At 69.8% G+C, this 381-nt stretch carries 1 protein-coding gene; it reads right to left on the reverse strand.

Annotation, left to right across the window (positions count from 1 at the left end; all coding sequences use genetic code 11):
• Positions 1-157: 157 nt before the first annotated feature.
• Positions 158-381, reverse strand: a 224-nt coding sequence (locus tag PUR53_RS20940) for a hypothetical protein (protein WP_329909264.1), incomplete at its 5' end; no start/stop codon positions are given.

Consider the following 381-nt stretch of genomic DNA (forward strand, 5'->3'; position numbering starts at 1 on the left):
AGAACACCATCAACACGATGGTCGACCAGCTGTCGTCCTTCGCCGACCAGGTCACCCGGGTCGCCCGGGACGTGGGAACGGAGGGCCGACTCGGCGGTCAGGCGCACGTGCCCGGAGTCGCCGGAGTCTGGCGCGACCTCACCGACACAGTGAACCTCTAGCCCACCAACGTGACCGGCCAGGAGCGCAACCTCGCCCAGGTAGAAACCGCGGTGGCGACCTCGGCGATGTTGCGCTGCTGGCCGGACAGGTTGGCGGGCATGCCGTTCACTGAGTCGGTGAGGTCGAGCCACACTCCGGCGACTCCGGGCACCTGCGCCTGACCGCCGAGACGGCCCTCCGTACCCACGTCCCGGGCGACCCGGGTGACCTGGTCGGCGA

Source organism: Streptomyces sp. SP18BB07 (assembly GCF_036322545.1).
Taxonomy (GTDB): Bacteria; Actinomycetota; Actinomycetes; order Streptomycetales; family Streptomycetaceae; genus Streptomyces; species Streptomyces deccanensis.